Here is a 25422-nt window from a genome sequence, read left to right as displayed (position 1 = left end):
AAGAAAGAGCTGTCCCGCCATCATCGCATGACGGCAGGCAGCTCTTCTTTTTCGCATACGAGGTCGGACTGCAGTCAGCCCCGGTGCCTCTCCTTGTAATCCTTCGGCGTCACGCCGACGATCTTCTTGAACAGCTTGTTGAAATAGACCGGATCGCTGTAGCCGACCAGTTGGGCGATCTCGTAGTTTTTCAGATGCGGGTGGTCAATCAGGAACTGCTTGGCCTTCTCGATGCGCAGCTGGATCAAATAATCCGTCAGCGTCATGTTCGCCTTCTCGCGGAACAGCCTGCTTAAGTAAGCCCCGCTCATTCCGACATGCTCGGCCAACCGCTCCAGTTCGAAGTTCTTATCGTACTCTTTCTCCAGCATCGCCTTCACGCTGTCGATCACGTAGTGCTGGTCCGCATCCGGCGCTGCCCCCGATACGCCCGCGCCCGCTAAAACCGTCGCCTCGGAAAGCTCTCGCTTCTCCTGCTTCATCCGGGACAACAGCTCGTAGAGCACCGTCTTGTCGATCGGCTTGAGCAGATAATCGCGTACGCCATGACGCAGCGCCGTCCGCGCATAATCGAATTCGCTGAATCCGCTCAGGACGACGATATTGAGTTGCTTGAACCTTTCGCGGACTCGCTCGATCAGCTTCAGCCCGTCCATGATCGGCATCTTGATGTCCGTTATTAACAGGTCGATCTCCGATTCGCCCAGCTTCGAGAGCGTCGCAAGCCCCTCGGCCGCGCTGCTGCAGGAGGCGATCACCTCGACCCCAAGGTCCATCTTGGACATGATCTTCTCCAGCCCAAGGCGGATGAACGCCTCGTCATCCACGATTACAATACGCATCCGCCACGCCTCCTCTTACACGAATTCTTTCATTTTACCGCACCGGTCGTCACGCCGGCAAAAATGTATTTTTGCAGCAGCAGGTACATCACCGCCGTCGGAATCATGATGATCAGAATCGCGGAGGATACCATCTGCCAGTCGCCGCTGTTTACCCCGAAGAATCGCATGAGCGAGGTCGAAACGACGATATGCTCCTGTTTCGGCAGATAGAGCATCGGGATGAACATGTCGTTGTAGATGCTGATCGTCTTCAAGATCACGATCGTCGCCGTAGCCGGAGCGAGCAGCGGGAAGATGATCGAACGGAAGATTTTGAACAACGACGCCCCTTCCAACATCGCGCTCTCGTCGAGCTCATACGGAATGTTGCGGATGAACTGCAAGAAGATGTAGATCATCATGATGTCCGCGCCGACGTAGAGCAGGATCGGACCGAGCATATTGTACGCGTCGACGAGCGGAATGCCCTTGATCGTCTTATAGTTGACCACTTGCGTCGTGACGCTCGGGATGATGGTCGCGAACAGGAACAGGCCGACGATGAGATTCTTGAAGCGGAACTCGAAACGCCCCACCGCATAGCAGAATGCCGCGCCGAGCAAAATGCTTAACACGAGCGTCAGCGCGAGAATGAACAGCGTGTTGCCGAATGCCCGCAGCATATTCGCCTGCTCGAACGCCTTGGCGAAGTTGGCGAAGTTCAGGAAGCTGTCCGGCAGCGAGAACGTCGTCTTATTCTGGAACTCCTCCTTGGTCTTGAAGGCATTGACGATAATGATATACGGCGGGAATACGACGGTGAATACGGCAAGGAGCAGCGAGATGTACTTGATCCCGTTCCAGAGGTTCGATTTGAGTTTCATGTTGATTAGTTCCCCCCTCTGTTCAGCAGGAAGCGCTGGATGGATAAGACGACCACGACGAAGAGCAGCAGTACGACGCTCATCGCCGAAGCGAGGCCGTAGTTGTTGAACTGGAACGCCGTCGAGATGATCTTCATCACGAACGTTTCGCTCGCTCCGGCAGGTCCCCCGTTAGTCAGGACGAACGGAAGATCGAATACCTCGAGCGCCCCGGTCACGGTCAAGAACAGGTTCAGCTCGATGATTTTGTAAATGTTCGGCAGCGTAATGTAGACGAATTGTTGCCATCCGTTCGCGCCGTCGATCGAAGCCGCCTCGTACAGATCCGAAGGAATCGACTGCAGCGCAGCCAGATAGATGACCATATTGAAGCCCATGAAGCGCCATAAGCCGATCGAAGCGAGCGTGTAGTTCACGAAGCCTTCGCTGCCTAGCCATGACGTCTGCGACAGGGAATCGAATCCGAGCGTGCCGAGGAACGTGTTGAGCGAGCCGTTCGTCGTATCGAACACGTAACCGAATAGATAGGCGACCGCCACGCCATTGAGGATGTAAGGCAGGAAGAGCAGCAGCCGGAAGAAATTCTTGCCGCGCAGCTTGCTGTTTAGAATAATCGCGAAATAGATCGCGAGGATGTTCTGAATGATCCCAACGACGAAATAAGCGAAGTTATGCTTGAATACGCCGAATATCTCGGGGTTGCTGAATACTTCTTTGTAATTGTCCCAGCCGATCCATGACTTGTCCGGGCTCATTCCGTCCCAATCCGTGAAGCTCAACCGGATCAGCTCAAGGGCGGGATAGTATGCGAACGTCAGCAGCAACAGCAGCGGGATCGCCACGAAGCCGACGATAATGATCTTTCTCTGTGTATGAAAAGGAAGCCTGTTAAACACAGTATCCCTCCTCCCTCCTGTATCGTTCTTCTACGGCACACAATGTTCGTTCATCGAGGCCAAAGCGAAGCCCCGCAGCGCGCGGGGCTTGCTTCGGTTCACAGCAGCGGAATGCTGCGTGTCTTACGTCACATGCAAATCATTCCTAGTAGAATGCTGCGTGCACTTTCCTATACGCAAACCAATTCCCCTTAGCATAATGCTGCGTGCACTTCCCTGCACACTACTTAGCAAGAGCGCTCTTTGCTTTCGCCCACTTCTCGTTATACTTGTCGAGCACTTTCTGCGGATCTTTCGACAGCACGAACTCCTGGACGAGCGCTTCCTGCTCGATTTGCGCTTTGTTCTGGATTTCGGTCGGCAGGCTGAGCGGCGGCACCGCTTCTACGTAAGTCGGGTTGTACGTATTGAACTCCTCAAGCTGCGCAAGTTTCGGCTTCTTGTTCTTCAGCGTCGGGATGAAACCTGCGAAGTCGTCGTAGCCGGATTCCTCGATCAGCCATTGCACGAACGCTTTGGCCGCAGCTACGTTGCCGTCTTTGTTGACGCCATAGAAGAAGTCCGGGTTAAGCGGAGCTTTGGCTTCGCCGGAGTTGTCAGACGGGAACGGGAAGAAGCCTACGTTCTCCGATGCCGCTCCGTTCTCGATGACCTGGTTGACGACCCAGTTGCCGAGCAGATACATGCCGAATTTGCCTTGCGCGATATCTTTCTTCGATTGCTCCCAGTTCGTGGAGTTGACGTCATTCTCCAGGTAGCCTTTCTCGTACAGCGTGCGCAGAATGCTGAACGACTGGCCATACACATTATCCATCGTATACGGCGTATCGGTCTCGGCGCGTTTATCCTGGTGATCGGCCGTCTTGCTGATCATCGTCGGCACATCATAGATCCAGGCGCCAAGCGGCCACTTGTCCTTGAAGTTGGAGGCGAGCGGCACGATGCCGGCAGCCTTCAGCTTCTCGGCGGCAGCGTAGAATTCATCGAGCGTCTTCGGTACTTCCGTCACGCCGGCTTTGGCGAATGCTTCCTTGTTGTACACGATGCCGACGGTGCTGTTGCCGGAGGAAATCCCGTACATTTTGCCGTCCACTTTCTTCAGGTCCTGATAGTACAGCTCATCGGAGAACTGAATATCGTCCAACGGCGCAAAATACTTCGGCAACTCGGCATTCGGAATGCCGCCTGCCAGCAAGACGACATCCGGGAAGCTGCCAGAGGCGATGCGGATCTTCAAATTCTTCTCGTAGTCGGTGATCGCTTCGAACTGGAGGTCAACCCCCGGGTACTTCTCCTCGAAACGCTTCTCGTAATCCGTATACTGCTTATCGATCATATCCGTACGGTTCGTCAGGAACACGACCTTGCCGGAGATTGCGCTATCCCCCGTCGCCTCTTCTGCCGGCGCGTTCGTGTTGGTCGCACCCGCATTATTGGATTTGGTCTCGGTGTTGTTCGTCGTACCTGCGTTGCCCCCGTTATTCGTCGGCTCGGCATTGTTGTTGCTGCCACATGCAGACAGTGTTGTTAGCATAACAGCAGATACTATAGCTAACGAAAACCATTTTTTCATCCTCTTTAACCCCCTGTACGAATGTTGATTGCGCTTACAAACCTAGTATAAATGACAATTCCGCACTAAAAAATGGTCTGTATTGCTTTTTCTAGTCTTGAATTTACCTAATCAAGAAAAATAAATATCAACCTACGACCAGACAGACGTGGACGGCCTCCCAATGAAAATCCGGTTAAATCCCGCTTACATCCCGTTAATTCCCTCAATGACCCTGCCTCCACCTAGCTTCCGAAGATCTGATTTCATTCTTTTCACGTTCAAATTCAAGTCTTTAATTGACAGTCGGTCATTTTGTTATTATGTTGTTATGTATTAGTTATTATTTTAAACGATCATCTATGGAATCGGAGGCGGTGTTATGAAACAGCTCGGAAGCTATGTTGCGGGGATGACCTGGGGCTGGACCGGTATACGCGGCACGTGGGATACGCCGGAGGCGGAGCAATCCATGAGGCTCATGAAAGAACGGCTGGGCGTGAACTGGACGGCCATTGCTTTCGGCGCGCTGCAGGACCATCCGCAATCGACCACGATCCCTTACTGGGAAGCGCCGGTCGTAACGGATGATGAAGTCCGATTTGCGATCCGCAAAGCCAAATCGCTCGGTCTTCAAGTATGTTTGAAGCCGGTCGTTAACTGTAAGGACGGCACATGGCGCGCGCATATCAACTTCTTCGACAAGGACGTTCCGTGCGAGCCGAAGTGGTCGGAATGGTTCGCTTCTTATGAAGCCTTCATCCTGCACTACGCCCAGATGGCGGAAGAAACGGGCTGCGAAATGTTCTGCATTGGATGCGAGATGGTGCAGACCGACCGCCGCGAACAGGAATGGCGGCAGTTGATCGCGAAAGTTCGCAGCGTTTATAGCGGCATCGTGACGTACAACTGCGACAAATACCAGGAAGATAACGTTGCATGGTGGGATGCGGTCGACGTCATCTCCTCGAGCGGCTACTATCCGATCGATAAGTGGGAAGAACAGCTGGACCGGATTGAAGCCGTCGTGAATCGGCATGGCAAACCGTTCTTCTTCATGGAAGCCGGCTGTCCGAACCGGGAGGGCTCGGAGTATCTTCCGAACGACTGGGGACTTCAAGGGGCGCATAACGAAGACATTCAAGCCCGCTTCTACGAAACCATGTTCGGCGCATGCGACAAGCGGGAATGGGTCGAAGGCTTCATGCTGTGGGATTGGCCGGCGAAGCTCTACTCGCCTGAAGATGCCAAGCGCGATACCGACTACTGCATGTATGCCAAGAAAGCCGAAAAAACCGTTCATGACTACTATGCCGGGAAGACGAATCAGGAGGTATCCATTTCACGATGACAACAACAGAACTTGCGCGCACGAATAACTGGCTCCCTCGCATCGAGCAAGAGCTTAAAGATAATATTTTAGCTTTCTGGATCAACCATACGATCGACGAGCAGCGCGGCGGGTTCATCGGCGAGCTGTCCACGGATCAGATCGTCAATCCGTCCGCGGACAAGAGCCTCGTCTTGAACGCCCGCATCCTATGGACCTTTGCCTCCGCGTTCCGTCTGTTCCCGGATGAGCGGTACTTGAAGATGGCAGAACGGGCTTATGCCTATTTGAAGGCGCATTTCTTCGATACGCAACACGGCGGTCTATACTGGTCCGTCACGGCCGAAGGCGCTCCTAGCGAGACGAAAAAACAGGTGTACGGGCAGGCGTTCGCGATCTACGCGTTCGCGGAGTACAACCGGGCGACCGGGCATCAGGAGGCGCTGAATGAAGCGATCGAGCTGTTCCGTCTTCTGGAGCAGCACAGCTACGATCCTGCCTACGGCGGGTATGTCGAAGCCTTGGCGCGGGATTGGCAGGAGACCGACGACTTAAGCTTGAGCGGCAAAGATCTGAACGAGAAGAAGTCGATGAATACGCATCTGCATGTCATGGAAGGGTACACGAATCTATACCGGGTATGGCAAGACGAGGCGCTTCACGCCAAACTTAAAGGCATCATCGAGCTGACGCTGGCGCATATCATCGACGACCGCTCCGCCCATTTCCACTTGTTCTTCGATGAACAATGGAACGTGAAATCCGATCATGTCTCCTACGGTCATGATATCGAGGGCAGCTGGCTGATCGTCGAAGCAGCCGAAGTGCTCGGCGATGAAGAACTGCTCGCCCGGGCCAAAGCGATCGCGATCCGGATGGCAGACGTAACGCTTAATGAAGGCGTCGATGAAGACGGCGGCCTTTGGAACGAAGCCGACTCTAGCGGCATCATCGACTCGCACAAGGATTGGTGGCCGCAGGCCGAAGCCGTCGTCGGATTCTTCAATGCCTACCAGCTGACCGGGGAAGAGCGCTATCTAGACGCTGCCCGGCAATCCTGGTCCTTCATTGAGGAACATCTCGTCGACAAGACGCACGGCGAGTGGTATTGGAGCGTTACCCATGATCGCGTGCCGAACTTGGCGGGGCCGAAGGTAAGCGCCTGGAAATGTCCGTACCATAACAGCCGCGCCTGCTTCGAGATGATCGAGCGGCTGCAGCACGGTTAAACGAACAAGAGCGTGGAGGAATCCCTAAGGGGACCCTTCACGCTCTTAATCATTTTTCGGACCACGCATCTAAGCTTGCTGCAAATACCGCTCCATCTGCGACGCCGGGTTGAGCACCGAGCTGCCGTGGCATACCTCCAGCCGTTTGGGCTGCAGCTGGCGCACGATCTGGCTGCTGCGCATCGCTTCTGCCATATCCGCCGTGAACATCGCCATCGGCTTGCGAAGCTGCCCTTTCTTCGCGGTGAACAGGTCCCCCGCGAGCAGAACGCCGTCCCCTTCATGATAGAACGCCACATGGCCAGGCGAATGTCCTGGCGTCCAGTGGATCGCCAGACTGCCGAATCGCGCCGAATTGCTGATGCTTGTATCTGGCAGCGGGCTTGCGATCCCTTTGGCCAGACTCGCGGCTGCCTTCTTCCGTCTTGGATATGCCGCCTCGCCTTCCATGAACGGCTTCTCGATCGCGTGCACATAGACAGGAACCGGATAGCGCTCGCGTATCTTCGGAATCGCCCCGACATGATCGGAATGCCCATGCGTTAGCACAATCGCCTTGAGCGGCCCTGCGTTCAACTTCTCGATAAACTTCATGATGCCGCCAGCCATCGACGGAATGCCCGCATCGACGAGGACGACGCCATCCTCTTCCACGACCACCCACACTTGCACCGGAATGATCATCCATATTTTCAAGCTCCAAATATGCTTCGAAATCTGCGTTATTTTCACGTTATCCACGCTCCGTTCTAATTCATAACCATTGGTTACTAACCGTTGGTTATAATATACCTAAGATGGCTGAACGGTGTCAATGGGCTGTTTCTTTACACGATACTTATTCTCGGAACACGATGACGAGAAGCGTTATTCGTCTTACTTCGCACAACGAAAAAGACGAAGAAGCCAGCTCCTTCGCCTTGTAACTGCGTCCCTTTATTCCGGTGCCATGTAACGGCCGACACGTCCGCCCGCTTCCTTCAATCCTGCTCCATCCTCCAACAGGAAGAAGGCATTCTCGCCTTCCGCGCCGATCCAAGCGAGACCCAGCAGCAACCCTTTGGCTGTATCCGCGGCGGCGTACAAGGCGAACTGTTCCGCATGAATCTCGCCCCCATCGTCGACGCGCCAAGTGCTCCCTTCATTGTAGACAGCCGGCATATCGTAATACGACAGTTGGTCACCTTGCTGAAGCACAAGGCTGGCCAGCATGTCATCACCTTGCCGCTCGAATTGGACCAAGTACAGGACCCGCTCCGTCTCGACATCTCCAACCTTGGCCGCGTATTGAACGGGGCGGTTTTTGGCTGTTGCGATCGTCTCGATTAACGCCTCCGTCGCTTGTTCCCCTTGTCCTTCCGTGCTTAATGCCGCGCTCGAATGACTCCACGCATCTGATGCGGTCAAGAAATACGTCGCATTCGGTTCCGCCGCGCCTTCCGTAACGGTATACACCGCCCCTGCCAAATGATCGAAGTTCGCCATCGTCTGCCGGCCATTCCCCTGTTCGTCCCCCGGCTGGTCATTCGCAAAGGCGATCGGCAATACCGATCCGCCCGGACCGATTGCATAAGCATACTTCTGAGCCGGAGTTACCGGCGTTTCTCCTTCCAACGTCAACAGCCGCTTGCCCGCTTCGTCCGCGAAAGCGTACTGCCCTTCCAATAGCACCTCGGGCTCCACCAGCTGCTCCGGTGCCGTAACCTGCTCAGGTTCGGTATTCGCATCAGGGCTGCCGCCCGTATCGTTCTGTTCCGCTTCCTTGTTATTAGCCGCGACTGTCGGCGGATCCTGCGGTTCCTTCGACTCGTTCTGCGTACAGCCAGCCAAGAGCAGCAGCAATATCAGCCCTACCATCCATCGTTTCAACGCGTATGACCTCCTCTAAACTTCACCGGTTTATTTTACCATTATTATTCCATAATGTCATATATTGGATGCTAAAAGCGCTGCAATTCCGGGCGCTAATCCATGTCAATCCGCGACTCGTACAAGTTCGTTTACTAAAAAGGGGGATTGGTGAATATATACCGAATAGTAGATAATTTTAAGCCAACAATGGTTCATACAAGGAGGATTTCCCTATGCAGCACCGCAACCCGTACCGATGGTGGAATATCGCCGCCGTCATCGCCGTTATTGCCGTCAATGCGATGGCCACGCTCTTGCCCCTGAACGGCAAAACCACCGGGGAGCTGTCGGATCAATACCCGGTGCTCATCACGCCGGCCGGTTACGCGTTCAGCATCTGGTCGCTCATCTATCTGCTGCTGATCGGTTTCGCGATCTATCAGGCGCGTCCACGTGCTTCGCGCCTGCCGACAGTAAGTCAGATCGGCCCCTGGTTTCTCCTCAGCAGCCTATTCAACATGGCGTGGATCTTTGCCTGGCATTATGAATATGTCACAGCCAGCGTATTCATTATGCTCGCCCTGCTCATCACGCTGATCGTGCTCTACACGCGCGTCGTAACCGCCACCTCTAAGCCGACGACCGGCGAGCGCTTTCTCGTTCAACTGCCTTTCCGCATCTATCTCGGTTGGATCTGCGTCGCCACGATCGTCAATATTTCCGTCGCGCTATACAAGGCGGGATGGAACGGCTTTGGCCTGTCGGAGGTGACGTGGACGATCATCCTGCTCATCTTCGGCACGCTGCTCGTCTTCGTCATGGGTACCCGGTATGCTGATCCTTACTTCATGCTCGTATTCGTCTGGGCGTATGTGGCGATTGCCTACAAACAGCAGGATTACAGCGCCGTGTCGACAACTGCGTTGATCTCGGCTGTCCTGATTCTCATCTATGCGATCGGAATTGCCTTACGCAAAGTTCGGGCGCTGAAGCTTAGATAGCTGCGCGTCAGGAAGCAAGGCTCTTCGCTTGCGGCGAAGAGCCTTTTTGCTGTCGTTACCGACGAATGCTGCATTCCTTGTCTTCCGACAAGCAACTTGAAACCAATCGTTACCGACGAATGCTGCATTCCTTGTCTTACGACAAGCAACGCAAACCAATCGTTACCGACGAATGCTGCATTCCTTGTCTTCCGACAAGCAACTTGAAACCAATCGTTATCGACGAATGCTGCATTCCTTGTCTTCCGACAAGCAACTTGAAACCAATCGTCGGAATCGTCGTAATTCCACAAAAAACAGAGCATAGGCGAGCATTCCTGGTGCTGGGCTTTACAAATCGAATATAATTCAATTTTCTGAATATTTACATAATTGTACGAGTCCCCTATAATAAAGCCAAGACATTCGGATACGGAACTTCAGCTTAAGGAGAAGCTAAGTTCCACAGCAGTTGCCTACCGAATGTTGACCTTCAAGGAAAGGGGATAGTCCATTGAAATAGGTAAGCGAAGCATGTCGAACCTTATCTAATCGCAAGACGAACCAGATGGTCGTCCATCGGTTAGCAACAACTTGAGAAAGGAGCACAACATAAGCTTTATCCGACATGTGGGAACTCATAGTCAAGCGCCACTGAAGTCAGGTCACTAAGTCATGGTCACTTAAGTCAGGTCACTAAGTCAGGTCACTAAGTCAGGTCACTAAGTCAGGTCACTAAGTCAAGGTATGAAGAACATATTGCCGCTTTACTGAATTTCGCTTCATGTGCGTGAAGGACGAAAGGTGCAGCTCGAGTGGTTGGAACGGAGCGTGTCAAAGTCAATTGAATTGGACTGGTTGTGTAAACAAGGGATTTCGGTTGTCTGCTGACAGCCGCAAATCCCTTTTTCCTGTGCGCAGCATCTTTGCAGCCGTGTCAGGTCGGACCGTTCATGTTGCCCCAATCGCGTGTGTATTGCGCGATTCCTTCTGTTGTCAGCGCATGCTCCCAGAGCGAAGGGATCAGCGCTTCCGGAATTGCCGCGATATGGGAGCTCGCGATGGCGACCTCTTCGACATCCTTGATCGTACGAAGGCTAGACGCAATAATTTCGGTCGAAAATCCGTAATTGTCCATCACCGTCCGCAGATCGCGGATCAGCTTGAGCCCCTCATTGCCGCCATCATCCAATTGTCCAACGAACGGACTAATGTAGGTTGCCCCTGACTTGGCCGCCATCAAGCCTTGCGCGACAGAGAAAATAAGCGTTACGTTCGTCTTGATCCCTTGACTAGCGAGCGTATGCATAGCTTCCAACCCTTCTTTCCGTCATCGGCAGCCTCACGACGACATTCGAACCCCATTCATTGATCGCCTCCGCTTCCTTCAATATATCCGAAGCTGACTTGGCGATCACTTCGGCGCTTATCGGCCCAGGGATAAGCGAGCTTATCTCCTCGATAATCACCTTGAAGTCTCTGCCTTCCTTGGCGATCAAAGATGGATCCGTCGTCACCCCGTCAACAAGGCCGAGCCGGGCGACCCGTTTAATCACCTCGACATTAGCCGTATCCAAATAAAACTTCATTCCTCACCCTCCTCCCTCACTTCGCACGAGTTCGACCATCTCCCCTAGTTTCTCACCAGCGGCTGGAGATCATGACCAAGTCTGCACAATAGTTGGAGTCGCATTGACGGAAGCTGCGTGAATGACGTAGTATGGATTTAATTTAATATATATCTAATTAGCTAGACAGCTAATTTAAGGAGCGACCCAACATGATGCAGCTTGACAAAATCGTCAGCTACCACAAAGCACTGGCCGATCCGACCCGCATGCGAATGCTTATCCTGTTGTCCGAAGGCGAGCTGACCGGCCTGGCTCTGGCAGGGAAGCTGTGCATCTCCCCGGCTACCGTGACCCATCACGCAGCCAAGCTTCGCGCGGTCAGTCTCGTTAACGAACGGCGGGAGAAGAACGCGATCTACTTCTCGCTCAATCACTATTTTCTGCAAGCCTATGCAAGTGCGATGTCCCAGCTTATTAACCAACGAGCAAGCGAAGAACCGAACGAGAACGAACCGATGGATGAGAAGAACGAGCGCTTGAAGCAATCTGTCCTTAAGAACTTCATGACTGCCGAAGGGAAGCTGAAGCATATTCCCTCCCAGCTCAAGAAGAAGCGGATTGTGCTGGAATATTTGGCCGAGAAGCTCGAGCCGGGCAAGTCTTACACGGAGAAGGAAATAAACCGGTTCATCGAACAGTTTCATCCGGATTACGCGACGATTCGCCGTGAATTCATCATGCATGCCTATCTGTTCAGGGAGCAAGAGATTTACGAGCGTAACCCGCGCGAAATGTGGGAGAAATGGGAGACGTTATCGTAGGCGCAGTACCTACCCGCCTTTGACCACCGAGATTAACAGGAACATCGGACGGCGGACCTCTTCCTGCCAAGCCGGGTTCTGTTCCAGCATCACTTGCGTCGGCGTCAGCTCCGAGAGCTTCGTAAGCGTGAAGCCCGCTTCAAGCAGCGCATTCACGTAAGTCGCCAAGGTACGATGATATTTGATGACGTCATGGTCCAGGAATCTCGCTTCGCGTGCGCCTTCATCGTGATACCGGTCAACCGGCCAGTGCAGCTTCTGCCCTTCCGGACCGTAATGCCAATCTTGCGCGGCAAGCGCGGTAAAGATCGGATGCTCGACCGAGAAGACGAATGCCCCGCCAGAAGTAAGCGTATCGTGCACCTTCCGGAACAGGACGTCAATGTCCGCCACATAGTGGATGGCCAGCGAGCTTAGGACCACATCGAACTGCTCCTCCGCGAAGGCAATATCCTCGATCGCCTGATGGACGTACGTAATATTCGGATCATCGGTCATAGTCCGGGCGCGCTCCAGCATGTTGCTCGACAGATCGACGCCAACGACCGACTGCGCCTGCTGCTCTCTTACATACCGGCAATGCCAGCCAAAGCCGCAGCCAAGGTCGAGCACCCGCTTCTGGCTCAGCTCCGGCAGCATGGCGCGAAAGGTCGTCCATTCCCCCGCCGCCTCCAGACCGCCAAGCGAGCGCGGCATCTCGCTGTATTTTGCGAAAAAGCCCCTATCGTCATATTTATTCTGCTTCATATGCTTTCCTCCGCTTCCATGTCGCGCTTTTCCTATACATCAATCGTTTACAACCCTTATCATAATGGAAAAACTTGAATTATCGGAGGTGCTTTCGATGCAAAAGTTCTCGATGGTCGCCAAATTTACGGCAAAAGCCGGCGAGCGCGATACCCTAGCTAATATCCTGTTGGAAGCCGCTCATGCGATGCATGCGATTCCTGCCTGTGAAACCTATGTCGTTCATCTATCGGAGACGGAACCCGATGTCCTGTGGGTGACCGAGATGTGGACAAGCGCCGAAGCCCATGCAGCTTCCCTCGCCCAGCCGGAGACGAGAGCAGCCATCGCGCAAGCCATGCCCTTGATTGCCGGCGTGGACGGCACGAGATTACGGCCAGTCGGCGGCAAAGGCTTTCAATTAGACGACACAGCCCATTGATTTCTGAAGCGACTTGCGCTAAGATGAACGAAAATTCAACATCACTGCGTCGAAGGACAATAGTACCTGATACCACTCACTTGCAGCGAGCCGGGGATTAGTGAAAGCCCGGTAAGGAGCATCAGGGAAACGGCGGTCCGGAGCAGTCAACAAGCAAAGTGGGCTTTTCGGCGCTGTGCCGAAAGTCAACTAGGGTGGAACCGCGGGTGCAACAGCTCTCGTCCCTAGGCATCGTAGACGATGCTTAGGAGACGGGGGCTTTTTTTATTATAAGCTTAAGGAGTGGACGAGAAGATGAGCACAAACCCTGCAATGGACAAAATCGTGGCGTTGGCCAAACATCGCGGCTTTATTTTTCCGGGATCGGAGATTTACGGCGGGCTGGCGAACACATGGGATTACGGTCCGCTCGGCGTCGAGCTGAAGAACAACATCAAGCGCATGTGGTGGAAAAAATTCATTCAGGAATCCCCCTACAATGTCGGTCTGGACGCCGCCATTCTGATGAATCCGCAAGCTTGGGTCGCCTCCGGGCATGTCGGCAACTTCAACGATCCGATGATCGACTGCAAGCAGTGCAAAGCCCGCCACCGCGCGGATAAGCTGATTGAAGAAGTACTGAACGAGAAGCAGATCGAGCTGATCGTCGACGGCATGTCGTTCGACCAGATGAAGGCGCTCATCGTGGAGCACCGCATCGTCTGTCCGGATTGCGGCAGCGCGGACTTCACCGACATCCGCCAGTTCAACCTGATGTTCAAAACATTCCAGGGCGTCACCGAGTCGAGCGCGAACGAGATTTATCTTCGTCCGGAGACGGCGCAGGGTATCTTCGTCAATTTCAAAAACGTCCAGCGCACGATGCGCAAGAAGCTCCCGTTCGGCATCGGCCAGATCGGCAAAAGCTTCCGCAACGAAATTACGCCGGGCAACTTCACGTTCCGTACGCGCGAGTTCGAACAGATGGAGCTGGAGTTCTTCTGCAAGCCGGGCGAAGACCTGAAATGGTTCGAATTCTGGCGCGGTTTCTGCCGGGATTGGCTGCTCTCGCTCGGCATGACCGAGGCGCATATCCGTCTGCGCGACCATGCCGACGATGAGCTGTCTCACTACAGCAATGCGACGACCGATATCGAGTACCGCTTCCCGTTCGGCTGGGGCGAGCTGTGGGGCATCGCTGACCGCACGGACTATGATCTGAAGCAGCATATGACGCATTCCGGCGAGGACTTCCATTACATCGACCAGGAGTCGAATGAACGTTATGTTCCTTATTGCATCGAGCCTTCGCTCGGCGCGGACCGCGTAACGCTGGCGTTCCTGATCGACGCGTATGAAGAGCAAGCGCTTGAAGGCGATGACAGCCGCGTCGTGCTGAAGCTGCATCCGGCCCTTGCGCCAATCAAAGCTGCGGTATTCCCGCTGTCGAAGAAGCTGACCGAAGGCGCGGCGAACGTCTTCGCCGACCTCGCTTCGGAATTCAACGTCGACTTCGATGACGCCGGCTCGATCGGCAAGCGTTATCGCAGACATGACGAGATCGGCACGCCGTTCTGCATCACCTACGACTTCGAATCCGAGACCGACCAGTCCGTTACGGTACGTGACCGCGACACGATGAGCCAAGTGCGCGTGCCGATCGCGGAGCTGAAAGGGTATATTGCAGAACGGATCAAGTTCTAGTCGGATTCAAGCAGCAGCAAAAAACAGCGGCAGGCTAAGGACCTTGCAAGTCCTAGCCTGCCGCTGTTTGTCATTTTAGCGGGAATATTACGAGGTCGTATCCGATCCCGAAGCTCCGGAAGCAACCGCTTCCTTCAGCAGCTCTACCGCCTTCAGCCGCTGCGGGTCTTCCTTCTCGTATTTGTCCGACAACAACGTGACGATGGTGTAAGCCGTCTTATCGTTCACGGTACCCATCACAGGGATGTTCTGTGCTTTCTGGAAGCGCTCGACCGCCTCCACCATCGCCTCATCATAGACGCCGCCGACCTCTCCAGGAAGGAATCCGAGCGCCTTCAGCATCTGCTCAGCCGTCTTCACCTGATCGCCGTAATCGCCCAGCTTCAAGTTAATGCCCGTCGGCAGCGCGGACAATAACGCGTAGCTTGGGGGACTGACCGGATTCGTCGGTTCGATCCCTTTCTTATGGATCCATTGTCCGTTAGGCGAGCGCCATTGCGCCTTCGTCAGCTTCAATACGGAGCCGTCTTTGAGCTGGCGGAACTGCTGAACGATGCCTTTGCCGTACGTTTTCTCCCCGACTACGGTTGCCCCGGCCGTATCCTTCAGCGCGGCCGTCAACACTTCGGAGGAGCTGGCGGAATGGCTGTCGACCAATACCGAGATCGGCAAGGTCCACGCTTTCTTCTGCTCGGATTTGTGCGTAACGACGCTCTTCTCGTCCTTGCTGACGACCTGCACGATGGTCTTGCCTTTAGGCACGAACCAGTTGGCGATATGGATCGTCGGATCGAGCAGTCCTCCGGGATTGCCCCGAAGATCGAGCAGAAGCGCCTTCATCCCCTTCTCCTGCAGCGCCTTCATCGCTTCATCGAACTCTTCGCCCGTCTTGTCCGCGAATCGGGTAATCGTAATCTCGCCGACGCCGTCCTCGCGCATCTCGTAGGAGACGGTCTTCACCGGTACCGAACCGCGTTCGACCGTAATCTTCAGCTCCTCGCCGGCCCGGAGCAGCGTCAGTGTTACCTCCGTCCCCTCTTCGCCGCGCACGAGCCCGAGCAGCTTATCGGACTCCATCCCCGCCGCTGCTTGGTCGTCCACCGCAACGATCGTATCGCCGGCCTTAATGCCTGCCTTCTCCGCGGGAGCGCCTTCGATCACCGTATCGATAATGAATTGCTTATCTTCCTCCCGTACTTCAACGCCGATGCCGACAAAGTGATCCTCATAGGATTGCATATACGACTCGCCCTCGTCGCCGGGCAAATAGACGGAATACGGATCCTCCAGCGAAGCGACCATCCCTTCCGTCGCCCCGTCGACGAGCTTCTTGGCCTCCGCGCCTTCCAGATAGCCGTTCATAATCTCTTTATAAGCGTAGCTCAGATTCTGAAATGCAGGTACCTTCAAGATCGGATGCTGCCACTCGACCGAATACCTGCCGCATAGAAAAGCAGCAATAATAACAACTGCAAAAATCCCGGCCTGCACGACGCGGCGCCGTTCCTTGGCTGCTTCCGCACCATATAAGTTCATCGTTCATCACTCCGCTTCCCATGCATGCTAATTCTCTCACTTTATCGCATTTGGACTGGTAGCCGCAACCTGGGCAGCATCCGCCGGCCATGACAAAACCGTGAATTGTTGCTTGTTCCCCTCCATGATTTGGGCTACACTTAAATGCAAACCTAGATAAAGAGGAGCGGAAGATCCACATGTACAAAATGATTGCTATTGATATCGATGACACCTTGCTAACCGATGAATTGGTCGTAACCGAAGGTACGAAAGCCGCGCTGAAGGCAGCAGCCGAACAAGGCGTATTCGTTACGCTGGCTACTGGCCGGATGTTCCCGTCCGCCCAGAAAATCGCTGCTCAGATCGAGCTGAACGTCCCGATCATCACGTATCAAGGCTCGCTAGTAAAGACGCTGTTCGACGAGCAGGTACTCTATGAGCGGAGCGTACCGAAGGATGCCGCCAAAGAATTGTTTGCCTTCTGCCAGGAGCATAACCTCCATCTCCAGCTGTATATCGATGATATCTTGTACGTGCAAGAGGACAACGAGAAAGCCCGCCGTTATTCCTTCCTTTCCAAAATCCCATGCGTCGTCGAGCCAGACTACGATACGCTGCTCGAGCAACCGTCCACGAAGATGCTCATTATCGACGATCCGGACTATCTCGACGAGATGGCAGCCAAGCTGGCGCCGCTGATCGGCGATCGCGTCCATATTACGAAATCGAAGCCGCATTACCTGGAATTCACGCACAAGGAAGGCACCAAAGGCCACGCTATCGCCTTCATGGCGGAGCATATCGGCTGTACGCTCGACGAAGTCATCGCGATCGGCGACTCGTGGAACGATCACGAGATGATCGAAGTCGCCGGCCTTGGCGTTGCGATGGGCAACGCGCTGCCGAAGCTGAAGGAGCTGGCCCAGTACGTGACCGGCACCAATAACGAAGAAGGCGTACGTCAAGTCATCGAGAAATTCGTGCTGCAACCAGCCGAGACGAACGCTTAAGCTTTTATTAACAAAAATCGCTCTTTGCTCTCTGGACCGCCGATAAGGCTGTCTCAGATGGCGAAGAGCGATTTTTCGCTTCATGCTGCTAATTGCCTATGGAGCTTGCAGCAAGCTAGTAGCGAGTCGGCGGCCGTTGTACTCACTCGTTCTTCGAACGAAGCGCAACTCGTTCCTTATAGGCCGCTATGGCTTCCTCCAGTAAGTGAATATCGTCCATTCCCAGGCTAACGGTCACATAATCCGCCCGTAACCCGCCGCTGCCCACCTCCAGCAGCAGCTGGTTATCATCCGTATCCAGACGCGCGCTGAGGGTGTCATGCTCGAGCAATGTAATCCATGCCATCTTGTACCCTCCTGTTCGATCTCGTATTCCGTATCCCAGGCTACTTCCATACCTATTCCCCGAATTCCTCTATCTAACTCCAACAACTTCCATGAAAAACCGCCCTCCTTATGAGCAAAGGAAGGCGGTACTTTTCATGCATCACAGGCAGAAAGCTTTATTCCAAAGTGTAACGAAGCACCTTCTCCTCGCTTCTGAGCAGGACGCGATGCTTGAAGAAGAGCGTATTCCCCTCTAACTTGGCGAACCACAGCTGATCGCCCGGATAATCGGCCTCGCTAGTCACCCAGGTGTCCAGAATCTCCTGTTCTTCCTCTGTCAGCAGCTTCTTGTACAGCTCGGTTGCCGTTCCCGTCTTCATGTTGTAGAGAATCAGCTTTCCTACCGTATAGGGACGGATTAGCAATACGTCTTGATCGGCATATTCGACGGTGAATACGTCCTGCAGCCCGAGGCGGCTGCCAATATCGAGCGACTGCACCGTAACGCCATCCGGCCGCACCCAATGCAGCTTGCCTTGATCGATCAATAGCAGGTTATTCCCTGCCTGGTCAATGCTCGCCGATGAGCGGAAACCATAGTAACTCGTTTTCGCTTCCCGCACGACTTTGCCATTATGGACAATAATCTTATAATAGTCCATTCCCAGATGCGGTTCGCCCCATGAGTCGCTAATCGTCACGAGCAGCGAAGCATTCGACAACTGCTTGAACGTCACGTAAACCAAATCTCTCGGCTTGAATGACGTCTGACCGGCTGCTTGGGGAAGTTGCCCCTGCTTGCTGATATATAGCGTACCGTTCTGTTTATCCACCCACACGCTGGTCGACTCATGCCGGCCTACCGCATAGCGTTCCTTATAATTCAAAACAACTGTTCTTGTCTGCGAGTTAAAGGATATGCCGCCCTGGAGCCGATCGCTAAGCTCGCGCAGCGCAATATAAGTCCCGCTTGCGGTTCTCTTCACGCTAGCGTAGTCACGAACGTGCTTCTTGCCGTTCACGATAACGGATCTCTGCCCCGTTGTATAGACAGCTTTCATGCCAGGATACAGCAGCGTAAAGGTGCCTGCCGAAGCGTTCTCTACGAGAGCTGCATCCCCAAAGATATGATTGACCTCCTTCACGTTCAAATAAGTGATACCGTCCCACTGCACCGCGCCCTGCTCGAAGGTGTATGTACCGTTCACGGATACGCGGATGTCCGGCGCCTTCTTCGTCAATCCGGCAGCGGTGGCCGTCTCCGAGACGTTCACACCCGCACAAGCCAGCGCAACCAAGGAAGCGGCGAGTACACTCTTTTGCAACAGACGTCTGCGTTTCATTCTTCACACTCCTCATCTTAGCAATCGCTTTCATTGTTCTTACCCGCAACTTTCTCAACGATAACGGTCCGTGGAAGGTTGCATTTATTTTGTTATTTTTTTACAAAATTTGCGATAACAAAAAAACTGTCCCGCTGCAGTGTACCTGCAGTAGAACAGCTTTATGTTTCGATCAAAACGGATTCTTTCGCGCGTAAAACCGTGAGGCTCGGCACGCCGCATTCCGCTACCTCGGTTACGATCGAGCGCTATAAGTCCGCAAGCACCTGATACCAGACGCCTTTGGCGGAATACAACAGGCTGCGCACTTCCTCCCAGCCGCCCAAGTAACTGATATCGAACAAGTCCTCCGGCGTCTGGAACTGCCCGGCCGTCTCCTTCGCCACTGTCTCTTCTACCGGGCGGAAGCCGTATTCGGCAAACACCTGCTGCGCCTCTGCGGTATGCAGATACGCGACGAATGCGTCGGCTACCTCACGGACGCCATGCTTGTCGGCATTCACGTCGACGACAGCGGCAGGATTCTCGATCAGAATCGTGGACTTCGGCACGACGATATCGTATTGAACCCCTTGCTTGATTCGGGCCAGCAGCTCATTCTCATACGTGATGATGACATCGCCGACGCCATATTCGAACGCCGCCATCGAAGCGCGGCCGCTTTTATCGAGCGACTCGACATTGCGATGAATCTGTTTCAAGAACGCTTTGGCATACTCGGGATCCTTCGTGCCCGTCTCTTGCTCGGACTGCTTCAGACCGGCGCCATACATCGCGTTGATGTCCCATTGCGCGCCGCCAGACGTCTTGGGATTCGGATAGAGCACCTTGACGCCATCCCGCGTCAGATCCGTCCATTCCTTAATCCCTTTGGGATTGCCTTCACGCGTCCCCATGACGACGATCGAATTCGTGATCATGCCGCCGTTCGGTGCATTGCGCCAATCTTCGGTAATAAAGCCGGCTTTCTGAATCTTGTCGATATCGCTCTCCATCGCGAGCAACGTCACATCCGCCTCGAAGCCGCCTGCTATCGCTCTAGCCTGCGTTCCCGAAGCCTCGTACGATTCCTGGAAAACAACCTTCTGTCCGGTCTTCTCCTGCCACTCTTCCTGGAACTTCGGCAGCAGCTCGCCGAAAGCATCCTTCGCGACGGAGTATGCGCCAATGACGAGCGTGACGTCGCCCGTTGGCTGCGCGGAGCCTGACGTATTCGTATCGGTGCCGCCGCTGCACGCCGTGGTAACAAGCATTGCCGCTAACGCCACAGCTGCGCCGACTCGTCTCCATCCTTTGGTTAGGGTAGGTCTCATCATGCACACAACACTTTCTATTAGACTAGATATGGATCGGCATCGGATCTTCCTTCAGCTTGTTCTCCATAATCCATGTATCGTTATCGTTGAACAGATAAGCCCGGTGAATCAGCACGTGTACGTCCTCGCCCGGCTGCAGCACATCCTTCTCCAGCGACCGGTACGTAATCAGCTTGATGTCGCCGACCTCGACCTCGACCATCCATTCGCTGCCGCGGAAGTGAAGATGCTTCACTTTGCCTTGGACCGTAGCGGATGGAATGCGGAACTCGCTGCGCTTGCCGATCTCGATGTACTCCGGACGGATGAGCGCTTGCGTGCCCGGCCAGTTCGCCGCCTCTTCGAAGCCGCGAAGGCGTTCCACCTGCTCCACCATCGTCGATTCGCCGATGAAGCTGGCGACGAATTGGGTCTGCGGGCTTTTATAGATATCCCATGGCGAGCCCTTCTGCTCGAGCTGCCCTTTATTGATGATCATAATCTCGTCCGCAACTTCGATCGCTTCATCCTGGTCATGCGTGACGAAGATCGAGGTGATGCCGACGCGCTCGATAAGCTCCTTCAGCCATGTGCGCAGCTCGCCGCGGATCTTCGCATCGATCGCCGCGAACGGTTCATCCAGCAGCAGAAGCTGCGGCTCCGGCGCCAGCGCTCTTGCAAATGCGACGCGCTGACGTTGACCGCCTGACAGCTGATGCGGGTAACGGTGCTCGAAACCTTTGAGCCCCGTAAGTTCTACGAGCGACATGACGCGCTCACGAATCTGATCCTTCGGCGTCTTCTTGACCTTAAGGCCGAATGCGACGTTATCATATACCGTCATATGCTTGAACAGCGCATAGTTCTGGAAGACGAAGCCGATCCCGCGCTCTTGCGGCGGCAGGTCATTCACTCGTTTGCCATGAAAAATGATATCCCCCGACGTCGGGCTCTCCAGACCGGCGAGCATACGGAGAATGGAAGTTTTACCTCCGCCCGAAGGGCCGAGCAGACCGATGAGATGCCCTTTGGCAATGTCGAAGCTTACATCGCGTACTGCATGAAAGTCACCGAACGTTTTGTTTAATCCGCGAACCTCGATATGCATCGTCTAATGCACTTCCTTTCTCTTCTTAGCCCATTCCATCAGGAGCAGCAAGCCCACCGAGAAGGCCGCCAGCACAAGTGCCACGCTGTTGGCCGCCAGCACGTTAAAGTTCTCTACATCCTGATAAACGAGCGTTGTCGCCGTCTGTGTTTTATTCATGATATTGCCGGATACGACCAGCACCGCGCCGAATTCGCCAAGCGATCTGGCAACGGTCAGTACGACGCCATAGATGACGCCCCACCGGATCGAAGGCCATGTGACATGCCAGAAGGTATACCACGAGTACGCGCCAAGCGTCGAAGCCGCCTCTTCCTGCTGCGCGCCGATCTCCTGCAGCACCGGCATGACTTCCCGCACCATCAGCGGGAAAGTGACGAACAGCGTCGCCAGAATCATGCCCGGCAGCGCGTACACGATCTTGAAGCCGATATCCTCGAACAATGCGCCGATAGCGGTGCTTGGACCAAGGATCAACACGATCATAAGTCCGCCGATAACGGGCGATACCGCATAGGGCAGATCGACCAGGCTGTTGAGCAGCTGCTTCAGCTTGCCGCCGATCCAGTTCGCGCGCACCAGATAGAGTGCGAGCATGACGCCGAATATCGTATTAAGCGCCGTTACGACCACGACGATAATGCCGGTCATCATGAGCGCATGCAAGGCTTGCGGGCGTGAGAGCGCCTCGATGAAACCATCCCAGCCCTCTGCCCACGCGCCCGTGAATATTTTGATAATCGGAATAATTAAAAGTATGAGGAAGACAAGGTACGTTAGCGAGACCCAGACCTTTTTCATTTGCCGAGCCTCCTCGATTGAACGAGGTTAACCGCCCATAGAATGACGAACGACAACGTCAACAGCATGACCGAGACGGCTGCTGCCCCTTGCGGATTGTCGCTCTCGATCTCGCCGAATATATAAACCGATGCGATTAGAGTCTTGCCCGGAATATTGCCGGCAACCAGTACAACGGCCCCGAACTCGGCAAGCGCGCGTGAGAATGCCAGCATCGCACCGCTCGATATCCCGGGAAGCATCGTTGGGAAAATCACTTGAAAGAATGCCCGCGTCTTCGACGCTCCGAGCGTGTATGCCGCCTCTTCCTCCGATTTATCCAGCTCTTCCAGCAGCGGCTGTACGGCGCGGATGACGAACGGGAAGGTGACGAATACCATGGCTACAACGATCGCCGGCTCATGGAACACGATATCGAAACCTAAGCCTTGCGCGAGTGAGCCTACCAGACTGTTCGGGCCCAGTAGCAGCAGAATCATAAGTCCGCCTACTGCGGTCGGCAGCGCGAACGGCAGATCCACCAAACTATTCAGAAGCCGCCGCCCGGGAAAACGATAGCGGATGAGCGACCAGCCAATCATCGTTCCAAGGAAAATATTAATGATCGTTGCGATAATCGCAAGCTTCAGCGTCAAGAGCACTGCCTTCCAGGCAAGCGGATCACTGACACTCTCCCAGAAGGGCCCCCAGCCTGAACGAAACGACTGGCCGTAGATACCGATGATCGGCAGAACGATGAGTAGAATGAAATACAGCATAATGGTCGTCCGAAAGCCGAAACTCCACCATCGGTTGCGAAACAAATTGTTCAAACCAGCTTACCTCCTGACGCTTTCCTCGTGGAATGGCGGATGAGCATAACTAATTCCTATAATTTTACTTGGTTTTAATATATTTTATCTGAATACTAGATATTCCGTCAATCCTTAATCAACTAATCTTATCAAGTTTATCGAGAATCTTGATATTCCTTGTCGGATAATTAGTTATATGCACATTTTTTGTCCCATGCCTGCTTAGATTAGCCAATTCCTGCGGAAACAAGGCATCGTTTCTGGAAAATGTTCGTCTCCTCTTATGCAGCAAAACAAAGACCCTTGACCAGAGCACCATAGCTCTCCATCAAGGGTCTTCCAACAGTGAAGCGAAAAGTCTACTCGCCTTCGATGAAATACTTCTCTTCGCCTAGCGTAATGACAGCCTGGCCTTGCGTCAGATCCGTCATCCAAGCGGCGAATTTCTCCGCCTCCGGCGCTTCCGGCAGACACGTAACGACGACGCGGTCGGTGAACTCGGTACCACCGACCCGCACGCCGCGCCCATGCAGCTCATTCTCCAGCTTACCGTACCACGTATAATCCACATCCACGATAACCTCGCGATGGAGCACTTGTACGATGCCTTCTGCCGCTTCCGTAGCTGCCACCGCTCCATCGGTATACGCCCGAATGAGTCCGCCTGCGCCGAGCATGATGCCCCCGAAATAACGGGTGACCACAATAACGACGTTCTTCAGCCCCTGATTCTTGATCACCTCAAGGATCGGCTTGCCTGCCGTTCCGCTCGGCTCTCCGTCATCGGACTGCTTCTGAATCTCATCCCGTTCCCCGATCATATAAGCCGAGCAGTTGTGCGTTGCGTTCCAGTTGAGTTTCTTGATCTCTTCAATGAACGCGATCGCTTCCTCCTCGCTCTGGACCGGCTTGCCGTAGCCGATGAAACGCGATTTCTTAATGACGATTTCTTTCTGTCCCTGCATGCGCAGCGTCTTGTACCGGTTCAACATGTTGATTCACGCTCCTTGCCGCTTGCGCCTTACCAATCCAGTCTTCTTAAGATTACAGGCGAGCTTCCAGCTCCGCTTTTTCTTTCTCGAAGCCTGGTTTGCCAAGCAGCGCGAACATATTGCGTTTGTAAGCCTCAACGCCCGGTTGGTCGAACGGATTCACGCCCAGCAGGTAGCCGCTGATGCCGCAAGCCTTCTCGAAGAAGTAAACCAGGTAGCCGAATGTGTACGGCGTCAGGTCTTGGATGTTGACGATGAAGTTCGGTACTTGGCCGTCCGTGTGGGCAAGCAGCGTGCCTTCGAATGCTTTTTTGTTAACGAAATCCATCGTCTTGCCTGTCAGGTAGTTTAGGCCGTCCAGGTCGTCCGCGTCGTGACCGATCGTGATTTGCTCCGCTACATTCTCGACTTGGATAACCGTCTCGAAGATGTTGCGGTTGCCTTCTTGAATGAATTGGCCCATCGAGTGCAGGTCCGTGGAGAAGTCTACGGATGCCGGATAGATGCCTTTGTAGTCTTTGCCTTCGCTCTCGCCGAAGAGTTGTTTCCACCACTCGGACACATAGTGCAGCGACGGCTCGTAGTTAACGAGGATCTCCGTTACTTTACCTTTGCGGTACAGCGCGTTACGTGCTGCTGCGTACTGGTACGCTTCGTTCTCCGCCAGGGATGGATTGCTGTACTCGGTTGCAGCGTCGGCTGCGCCCTTCATCATCGCTTCGATGTCGATGCCCGCAACCGCGATCGGCAGCAAGCCTACAGCTGTCAGTACTGAGTAACGGCCGCCTACGTCGTCCGGAATGATGAACGATTCGTAGCCCTCTTCCGTAGCAAGCGTCTTCAGTGCGCCTCTTGCTTTGTCCGTCGTCGCATAGATGCGTTTGCGAGCGGCCTCTTTGCCATACTTCGCTTCCAGTGCTTCGCGGAACACGCGGAATGCAAGCGCAGGCTCAGTCGTCGTGCCGGACTTGGAGATGACGTTGATGGACCAGTCGCGGCCTTCGAGCAGCTGCAGCAGGTGGTTCACATAGGTCGAGCTGATGTTGTTGCCCGCGAACAGCACTTGCGGCACTTTGCGCGCGTCTTTCGGCAGCAGGTTGAAGAACGAGTGGGACAGCGCTTCGATCGCTGCGCGAGCGCCCAGGTAGGAACCGCCGATACCGATTACGACAAGCACTTCGGAGTCGGATTGAATCTTGGAAGCCGCTTGCTGAATGCGCGCGAACTCTTCTTTGTCATAGTTGTGCGGCAGGTCGATCCAACCGAGGTAGTCGGAACCTACGCCCGTGCCGTTATGTAATTGCTCGTGAGCAACGCGAACCTGCTCGGAGAAATAATCGATCTCATGTTGGCCTACGAACGCCAACGCTTTGCTGTAGTCAAACTTAACCGCTTTAGACATAGTCAAGAACCTCCTATAAATGGATGAAGCGCAAGGCTTCATA

Annotated in this window: 23 protein-coding genes and 1 pseudogene; 7 read left to right on the top strand and 17 right to left on the bottom strand. The window is 54.2% G+C overall.

The annotated features are described in order from the left end of the window. Positions 1 to 74: 74 nt before the first annotated feature. The 4 genes from FHS18_RS24750 to FHS18_RS24735 form a co-directional block, all read right to left on the bottom strand. Positions 75 to 842 (bottom strand): response regulator transcription factor, encoded by a 768-nt coding sequence (locus tag FHS18_RS24750; RefSeq protein ID WP_183603062.1) that lies wholly within the window; start codon positions 840 to 842, stop codon positions 75 to 77. Between the two features lie 29 nt (positions 843 to 871). Beyond that, positions 872 to 1708 carry a carbohydrate ABC transporter permease gene (locus tag FHS18_RS24745; RefSeq protein ID WP_183603061.1) on the bottom strand — a complete coding sequence of 279 codons (837 nt, stop codon included), beginning with the start codon at positions 1706 to 1708 and terminating at the stop codon, positions 872 to 874. Positions 1709 to 1713: 5 nt separating this feature from the next. Continuing rightward, entirely contained in the window at positions 1714 to 2604 is an 891-nt protein-coding gene (locus FHS18_RS24740) for an ABC transporter permease subunit (protein ID WP_183603060.1), read from the bottom strand. Between the two features lie 223 nt (positions 2605 to 2827). Further along, positions 2828 to 4177: an ABC transporter substrate-binding protein gene (locus FHS18_RS24735; RefSeq protein WP_183603059.1), complete on the bottom strand. Its 1350-nt coding sequence runs from the start codon at positions 4175 to 4177 to the stop codon at positions 2828 to 2830. Positions 4178 to 4538: 361 nt separating this feature from the next. Between FHS18_RS24735 and FHS18_RS24730 the strand changes: the two genes are divergently transcribed. Continuing rightward, positions 4539 to 5507, top strand: a complete 969-nt coding sequence (locus FHS18_RS24730) for a glycoside hydrolase family 113 (RefSeq protein ID WP_183603058.1) — start codon at positions 4539 to 4541, stop codon at positions 5505 to 5507. Next, the gene (locus FHS18_RS24725) at positions 5504 to 6715 is read left to right on the top strand and encodes an AGE family epimerase/isomerase (RefSeq protein WP_183603057.1); all 1212 of its coding nucleotides are present in this window, start codon (positions 5504 to 5506) and stop codon (positions 6713 to 6715) included. The genes FHS18_RS24730 and FHS18_RS24725 overlap by 4 nt, the downstream gene beginning before the upstream one ends. Positions 6716 to 6784: 69 nt before the next feature. On the opposite strand, the gene FHS18_RS24720 is transcribed toward FHS18_RS24725, so the two are convergent. Continuing rightward, entirely contained in the window at positions 6785 to 7447 is a 663-nt protein-coding gene (locus FHS18_RS24720; RefSeq protein ID WP_183603056.1) for an MBL fold metallo-hydrolase, read from the bottom strand. A 204-nt stretch (positions 7448 to 7651) separates the two neighbouring features. Then, positions 7652 to 8584 carry a hypothetical protein gene (locus FHS18_RS24715; protein ID WP_183603055.1) on the bottom strand — a complete coding sequence of 311 codons (933 nt, stop codon included), beginning with the start codon at positions 8582 to 8584 and terminating at the stop codon, positions 7652 to 7654. A 215-nt stretch (positions 8585 to 8799) separates the two neighbouring features. On the opposite strand from FHS18_RS24715, the gene FHS18_RS24710 reads away from it, so the two are divergent. Further along, positions 8800 to 9567: a tryptophan-rich sensory protein gene (locus FHS18_RS24710; RefSeq protein ID WP_183603054.1), complete on the top strand. Its 768-nt coding sequence runs from the start codon at positions 8800 to 8802 to the stop codon at positions 9565 to 9567. 916 nt (positions 9568 to 10483) lie between these two features. Here FHS18_RS24710 and fsa read toward each other — a convergent pair. Next, positions 10484 to 11135: pseudogene (fsa, locus tag FHS18_RS24705) on the bottom strand (fructose-6-phosphate aldolase). A gap of 194 nt (positions 11136 to 11329) precedes the next feature. Here fsa and FHS18_RS24700 point away from each other — a divergent pair. Beyond that, positions 11330 to 11938 carry a DUF2087 domain-containing protein gene (locus FHS18_RS24700; protein ID WP_183603117.1) on the top strand — a complete coding sequence of 203 codons (609 nt, stop codon included), beginning with the start codon at positions 11330 to 11332 and terminating at the stop codon, positions 11936 to 11938. Positions 11939 to 11947: 9 nt separating this feature from the next. Here the strand turns inward: FHS18_RS24700 and FHS18_RS24695 are convergent, their stop codons facing one another. Then, entirely contained in the window at positions 11948 to 12685 is a 738-nt protein-coding gene (locus FHS18_RS24695) for a class I SAM-dependent methyltransferase (protein ID WP_183603053.1), read from the bottom strand. 97 nt (positions 12686 to 12782) lie between these two features. Here FHS18_RS24695 and FHS18_RS24690 point away from each other — a divergent pair, with 97 nt between their 5' ends. Together FHS18_RS24690 and FHS18_RS24685 are read left to right on the top strand one after the other, a co-directional pair. Further along, on the top strand, positions 12783 to 13106 hold the full coding sequence (locus FHS18_RS24690; protein WP_183603052.1) for a putative quinol monooxygenase: 324 nt from the start codon (positions 12783 to 12785) through the stop codon (positions 13104 to 13106). 312 nt (positions 13107 to 13418) lie between these two features. Then, positions 13419 to 14789 (top strand): glycine--tRNA ligase, encoded by a 1371-nt coding sequence (locus FHS18_RS24685; protein ID WP_221401449.1) that lies wholly within the window; start codon positions 13419 to 13421, stop codon positions 14787 to 14789. Positions 14790 to 14876: 87 nt separating this feature from the next. On the opposite strand, the gene FHS18_RS24680 is transcribed toward FHS18_RS24685, so the two are convergent. Next, on the bottom strand, positions 14877 to 16325 hold the full coding sequence (locus FHS18_RS24680) for a S41 family peptidase (protein WP_183603050.1): 1449 nt from the start codon (positions 16323 to 16325) through the stop codon (positions 14877 to 14879). Positions 16326 to 16504: 179 nt separating this feature from the next. Between FHS18_RS24680 and FHS18_RS24675 the strand changes: the two genes are divergently transcribed. After that, complete coding sequence (locus FHS18_RS24675; protein WP_183603049.1) at positions 16505 to 17317, top strand: Cof-type HAD-IIB family hydrolase; 813 nt, start codon at positions 16505 to 16507, stop codon at positions 17315 to 17317. Between the two features lie 142 nt (positions 17318 to 17459). On the opposite strand, the gene FHS18_RS24670 is transcribed toward FHS18_RS24675, so the two are convergent. The 8 genes from FHS18_RS24670 to FHS18_RS24635 form a co-directional block, all read right to left on the bottom strand. Beyond that, on the bottom strand, positions 17460 to 17663 hold the full coding sequence (locus FHS18_RS24670) for a hypothetical protein (protein WP_183603048.1): 204 nt from the start codon (positions 17661 to 17663) through the stop codon (positions 17460 to 17462). Between the two features lie 157 nt (positions 17664 to 17820). Beyond that, positions 17821 to 18987 (bottom strand): stalk domain-containing protein, encoded by a 1167-nt coding sequence (locus FHS18_RS24665; RefSeq protein WP_183603047.1) that lies wholly within the window; start codon positions 18985 to 18987, stop codon positions 17821 to 17823. A 248-nt stretch (positions 18988 to 19235) separates the two neighbouring features. Next, a complete protein-coding gene (locus FHS18_RS24660) occupies positions 19236 to 20300 on the bottom strand; it encodes a sulfate ABC transporter substrate-binding protein (protein ID WP_409348569.1) in 1065 nt (354 codons plus the stop codon). 25 nt (positions 20301 to 20325) lie between these two features. Then, entirely contained in the window at positions 20326 to 21390 is a 1065-nt protein-coding gene (locus FHS18_RS24655; protein ID WP_183603045.1) for a sulfate/molybdate ABC transporter ATP-binding protein, read from the bottom strand. Between the two features lie 3 nt (positions 21391 to 21393). Further along, on the bottom strand, positions 21394 to 22191 hold the full coding sequence (locus FHS18_RS24650; protein WP_183603044.1) for a sulfate ABC transporter permease subunit: 798 nt from the start codon (positions 22189 to 22191) through the stop codon (positions 21394 to 21396). After that, a complete protein-coding gene (cysT, locus tag FHS18_RS24645) occupies positions 22188 to 23003 on the bottom strand; it encodes a sulfate ABC transporter permease subunit CysT (RefSeq protein ID WP_246427884.1) in 816 nt (271 codons plus the stop codon). Before cysT ends, FHS18_RS24650 begins: the two co-directional genes overlap by 4 nt. A gap of 341 nt (positions 23004 to 23344) precedes the next feature. After that, entirely contained in the window at positions 23345 to 23977 is a 633-nt protein-coding gene (locus FHS18_RS24640) for a YigZ family protein (protein WP_183603043.1), read from the bottom strand. A 52-nt stretch (positions 23978 to 24029) separates the two neighbouring features. Then, on the bottom strand, positions 24030 to 25379 hold the full coding sequence (locus FHS18_RS24635; RefSeq protein WP_183603042.1) for a glucose-6-phosphate isomerase: 1350 nt from the start codon (positions 25377 to 25379) through the stop codon (positions 24030 to 24032). Positions 25380 to 25422: the final 43 nt, after the last annotated feature.

The sequence above is a fragment of the Paenibacillus phyllosphaerae genome (genome assembly GCF_014192105.1).
GTDB classification, from domain to species: domain Bacteria; phylum Bacillota; class Bacilli; order Paenibacillales; family Paenibacillaceae; genus Paenibacillus_Z; species Paenibacillus_Z phyllosphaerae.
Note: the sequence above shows the minus strand (reverse complement) of the source record. Positions and strands in the feature narration are given on the sequence as shown.

Coding starts and splice junctions, on each gene's coding strand:
- FHS18_RS24750 (WP_183603062.1), bottom strand. CDS start 842: ATGCGTATTGTAATCGTGGATGACGAGGCGTTCATCCGCCTTGGGCTG.
- FHS18_RS24745 (WP_183603061.1), bottom strand. CDS start 1,708: ATGAAACTCAAATCGAACCTCTGGAACGGGATCAAGTACATCTCGCTG.
- FHS18_RS24735 (WP_183603059.1), bottom strand. CDS start 4,177: ATGAAAAAATGGTTTTCGTTAGCTATAGTATCTGCTGTTATGCTAACA.
- FHS18_RS24730 (WP_183603058.1), top strand. CDS start 4,539: ATGAAACAGCTCGGAAGCTATGTTGCGGGGATGACCTGGGGCTGGACC.
- FHS18_RS24725 (WP_183603057.1), top strand. CDS start 5,504: ATGACAACAACAGAACTTGCGCGCACGAATAACTGGCTCCCTCGCATC.
- FHS18_RS24710 (WP_183603054.1), top strand. CDS start 8,800: ATGCAGCACCGCAACCCGTACCGATGGTGGAATATCGCCGCCGTCATC.
- FHS18_RS24700 (WP_183603117.1), top strand. CDS start 11,330: ATGCAGCTTGACAAAATCGTCAGCTACCACAAAGCACTGGCCGATCCG.
- FHS18_RS24695 (WP_183603053.1), bottom strand. CDS start 12,685: ATGAAGCAGAATAAATATGACGATAGGGGCTTTTTCGCAAAATACAGC.
- FHS18_RS24690 (WP_183603052.1), top strand. CDS start 12,783: ATGCAAAAGTTCTCGATGGTCGCCAAATTTACGGCAAAAGCCGGCGAG.
- FHS18_RS24685 (WP_221401449.1), top strand. CDS start 13,419: ATGGACAAAATCGTGGCGTTGGCCAAACATCGCGGCTTTATTTTTCCG.
- FHS18_RS24680 (WP_183603050.1), bottom strand. CDS start 16,325: ATGAACTTATATGGTGCGGAAGCAGCCAAGGAACGGCGCCGCGTCGTG.
- FHS18_RS24675 (WP_183603049.1), top strand. CDS start 16,505: ATGTACAAAATGATTGCTATTGATATCGATGACACCTTGCTAACCGAT.
- FHS18_RS24670 (WP_183603048.1), bottom strand. CDS start 17,663: ATGGCATGGATTACATTGCTCGAGCATGACACCCTCAGCGCGCGTCTG.
- FHS18_RS24665 (WP_183603047.1), bottom strand. CDS start 18,987: ATGAAACGCAGACGTCTGTTGCAAAAGAGTGTACTCGCCGCTTCCTTG.
- FHS18_RS24660 (WP_409348569.1), bottom strand. CDS start 20,300: ATGAGACCTACCCTAACCAAAGGATGGAGACGAGTCGGCGCAGCTGTG.
- FHS18_RS24655 (WP_183603045.1), bottom strand. CDS start 21,390: ATGCATATCGAGGTTCGCGGATTAAACAAAACGTTCGGTGACTTTCAT.
- FHS18_RS24650 (WP_183603044.1), bottom strand. CDS start 22,191: ATGAAAAAGGTCTGGGTCTCGCTAACGTACCTTGTCTTCCTCATACTT.
- FHS18_RS24640 (WP_183603043.1), bottom strand. CDS start 23,977: ATGTTGAACCGGTACAAGACGCTGCGCATGCAGGGACAGAAAGAAATC.
- FHS18_RS24635 (WP_183603042.1), bottom strand. CDS start 25,379: ATGTCTAAAGCGGTTAAGTTTGACTACAGCAAAGCGTTGGCGTTCGTA.